The sequence below is a fragment of the Cereibacter sediminicola genome (genome assembly GCF_007668225.1).
Classification (GTDB): domain Bacteria; phylum Pseudomonadota; class Alphaproteobacteria; order Rhodobacterales; family Rhodobacteraceae; genus Cereibacter_A; species Cereibacter_A azotoformans.
In genome coordinates this window covers 1-3091 of record NZ_VDEK01000076.1, presented here as the reverse complement: position 1 = coordinate 3091, position 3091 = coordinate 1, and the positions used below count along the sequence as shown (strand labels likewise).

Genomic DNA, 3091 nt, shown 5'->3' with positions numbered 1-3091 from the left:
TGAGCCTGCCAAAACCGGCCTGACACCGCCCGTGTTGTCACATTTTCGGCCTCTCCGCCTGAACGATATCAATTGCTTAGAGGTTTTGCTGATGAACTTGGGATGTCCGGATCGCGGTCGAAACGGATTGGCAGGCATTTGTCGCGCGCTTTTTGCAGCGTTAACTTCAGCAGATCCGGAGCCTGCTGATCCAGTTTCGCAATCGTCCGGACTGGCACGCCGAATTTACGCTCGACGTAATTGACGGCTTCCCGCACGGCCGCCCGGAAATCGTGACCGACGCAGCCGACGGGATCGGTCGGGCGCGAGATGATGGGAATGTCGCCGAAACTTTCGTCGATCAGCACGCGCTGGCACATGCCAATTCGGAAAGCGTTCTGCACAGCGTCCATTCGCCGTGCGATTGTGCTGACATCATCGCGCAGTTTCGCCCGAACGGCGTCGCGTTCGATGCCCTCCCCAGCGTGAAACCTTGCCGTTCACGTCCGTCTCGCCCGACTGCTTTCGTCTCGGCGTGCGGGCGAGGCTGCCCTCCGCGGCGAGATGGTCGGGGATGACGAGCCCCTTCGTCCGCACTTCCAGACGCCGGGCATGGAGCGACAGCCGCTCCCGGATGGCGGACTCGCTCAGGGCAGGATCGGGGAAGATCGGCTCGGTGATCGGGATGCGAGGCATGGGGTTCCGTTCGGCATGAGAGGGCCGTCGGCCTGCCAAAGGGCCGTCCGGGAGGTGCGCGAAAATGTTGATGTGACGGTCGGGCGGTCGGGGTGCGCGGGGTATTCGGGAGGGTCATGCCGCCTCCCACAGGGCTGCGGGAGGCGGAGATTCCATCGGAATTGACTGCAATCCGAATGGCCGATTCGAGTCAAGGCACTGATTTTTTGTGGAAATCCGAAAATCGGAGAAGTGGCCCAATATTCGCGAAACTGCGGTGGGTACACGGCGCCGATCCATGGTCCACAACCAACCGACGCTGCACTCGTTGGCTAGAGGAAGCTTACCACTGTCCGGGGGACCGGCTACTGCCAGCGCGCATGGAAATCAATGTGCGCGGGCCCTGGAAGTCGGGCAAGATAGCGCACCCGGCCCGACACGACGTTGCCGCCGACCATGCTGCAGTGAGTTCGAAGGCGCGTGAAGGGCTGCAAGCGGCCTTTCACAGCAGTGGCCCGCATGTCGGTTTTGGAGCAGAACTGCCAAGCGGTTCTGCTCGGCGGCACCTATGCTCGTCGACCGTCTGCGCTGCCGAAGTCCGTTAGGCGCAGAGACGGGCTCATGTGAGATCGCGGAGAACCCGATCCAGCGCAGATTGGCTTGCCTCCCGTTTCATGATCGCGAATCGGGACAGGTGCGGCAAGCCCACCCATGTCCCATCCGAAAACCTGCCGCGAGATGCGGTTTGGTTTCCCCAACCTACGTGGTGCATTTCGATGTCCCGAACCTTGAGGACGTTGGAGATCTCGCGGTTGGCGGTCCCGCCCATGGAGATGACAACTCTCGGGCGAACCTCTTCAAGTATCTCCGTCCAGAGTCGTCTGCCGAAGGCAATTACCGAACCCGCATCTCTCAAGGTGCTTTCTCCGGGAGATCGAAACGGTACCAGATTGCCGGCCAGCACATCGTCGGGGCGCACAACGAGACGCTTGAAGAGCTCAATGACTTGATCCTGCAGTCCGCTGCTCCGCCCCCAGTTCTCCACATCTCTCCGATATGCGGAACCTCTCTCCGAAGAGAACTCCCCATGAGTCGAATCAAGTGCAGCGCCCCCTGGATTCAATCCGATGAATGCCACGTTGGCGCCAGCGAGGACGTGTCGCGGACTGTAGAGCAGCCGCCATCCGAGAGGAGGATCATCCGGAAAGCGGCGCAGTCGCTCTTCGTAGGCGCGTCATATCGACTCCTCCCAGCGAACCATTTTCGAGCTTGATGTCATTGGTATGCCTCTTTGCTCACCTCGCACGCCTGAGCTCTCGTGCCCGACCTTGGAAGCCCGCGATGGCCTCTCACGCAGCTCTCTCCCGCAGGGTTTCATAGAGACGGCCCGGCCCCATGAGGGCATCCTTCAGGCCTTTCTGGATGACGGGTGACTCCAACGCCTGCTTGCTCATGGTGGAATGGGCGTCCAGCGCGTCGATGATCGCGTCCATCAGGGCGTTCATCAGGTTCGGCGAGTTGCCGAACTGCTCCTTGTGATTGTTCGCTGCCTGCTGGGCGAGGGTCGTGTTCTCCAGGAGCTTGCCCTTCACCGTCATCGCATAGGAGAGCTGGTCCTTGTCGGTGAGGTCGCCGGTGAAGAGGTCGTTCAGCTTCGCCACGATCTGGGACAGCAGCGCCTTTTCCTTGTCCTGCACACCGGCCGAGCCGGCCTCGGTCATCGGCTTCAGCTTCTCGGCCGCACCGCCCAGCAGGAGGTCCTTCTTCCCGCCGGTGGACATCTTGTGGTGGGTGAGCACCAGCTTGCTCAGGTCGACGCCTTCGCGTTCGCGGCCGAAGTCGAGGAGGGGGATCAGGCGGCGGTAGAAGAGGCTGCGCGCCTCGATCGCCGTCGCGCCATAGTCGAAGATCTGCGACAGGAAGGCATAGAGCCGCAGGAAGGCGCCCATGTTCGAGCGGAAGACGATCAGCGCGTCCTGCTCCTGCTTCGCCGCCACCGCCGCCTTGTCGTTGCCCTCGGCCCGGGCCTTCGCCTCGGCGTCACGCGCGGCCTTGAAGGCTTTCAGCAGGCGGTCGGCCACCGGCTCGATTGCGGCCGACAGGTCGGCGTGGGTGGCCTTCGGGTTCAGCTCGGCCTTCACCACGCGCGCGACCTCGAACTCGTCGTAGTAGCCGAGCCCGTCGAGCTTGGCGCGCAGGTCCAGCACCTGGTTCGGGTCGGTGACGTCCTGCAGCTCGGCAGTTTCGTAGTAGGTCTTGAAGGCCGCCAAGATGTCGTCGGCGCTGTTGGCGAAGTCAAGCACATAGGTCGTGTCCTTCACCACGCTGCCCTGCTGGTAGGCCCGGTTCAGCCGCGACAGCGTCTGCACCGCCTGGATTCCCGCCAGCCGCCGGTCGATGTACATCCCGCAGAGAAGCGGCTGGTCGAAGCCGGTCT

At 62.5% G+C, this 3091-nt stretch carries 3 protein-coding genes and 1 pseudogene; all 4 read right to left on the bottom strand.

The genetic code is table 11. The features are described from left to right. Positions 1-68: 68 nt before the first annotated feature. Positions 69-347, bottom strand: a complete 279-nt coding sequence (locus FG154_RS20145) for a hypothetical protein (protein WP_145111852.1) — start codon at positions 345-347, stop codon at positions 69-71. A gap of 67 nt (positions 348-414) precedes the next feature. Then, the gene (locus tag FG154_RS21630) at positions 415-675 is read right to left on the bottom strand and encodes a hypothetical protein (RefSeq protein ID WP_246100484.1); all 261 of its coding nucleotides are present in this window, start codon (positions 673-675) and stop codon (positions 415-417) included. A 598-nt stretch (positions 676-1273) separates the two neighbouring features. Continuing rightward, positions 1274-1792 carry a uracil-DNA glycosylase family protein gene (locus FG154_RS21965; RefSeq protein ID WP_186312478.1) on the bottom strand — a complete coding sequence of 173 codons (519 nt, stop codon included), beginning with the start codon at positions 1790-1792 and terminating at the stop codon, positions 1274-1276. A gap of 211 nt (positions 1793-2003) precedes the next feature. After that, positions 2004-3091 (bottom strand): annotated as a pseudogene (locus FG154_RS20130) (type I restriction endonuclease subunit R); the annotation flags it as partial.

What these genes read in the sequence shown, in the direction of transcription:
- FG154_RS21630 (WP_246100484.1), bottom strand. Translation starts at nt 675, where the DNA reads ATGCCTCGCATCCCGATCACCGAGCCGATCTTCCCCGATCCTGCCCTG.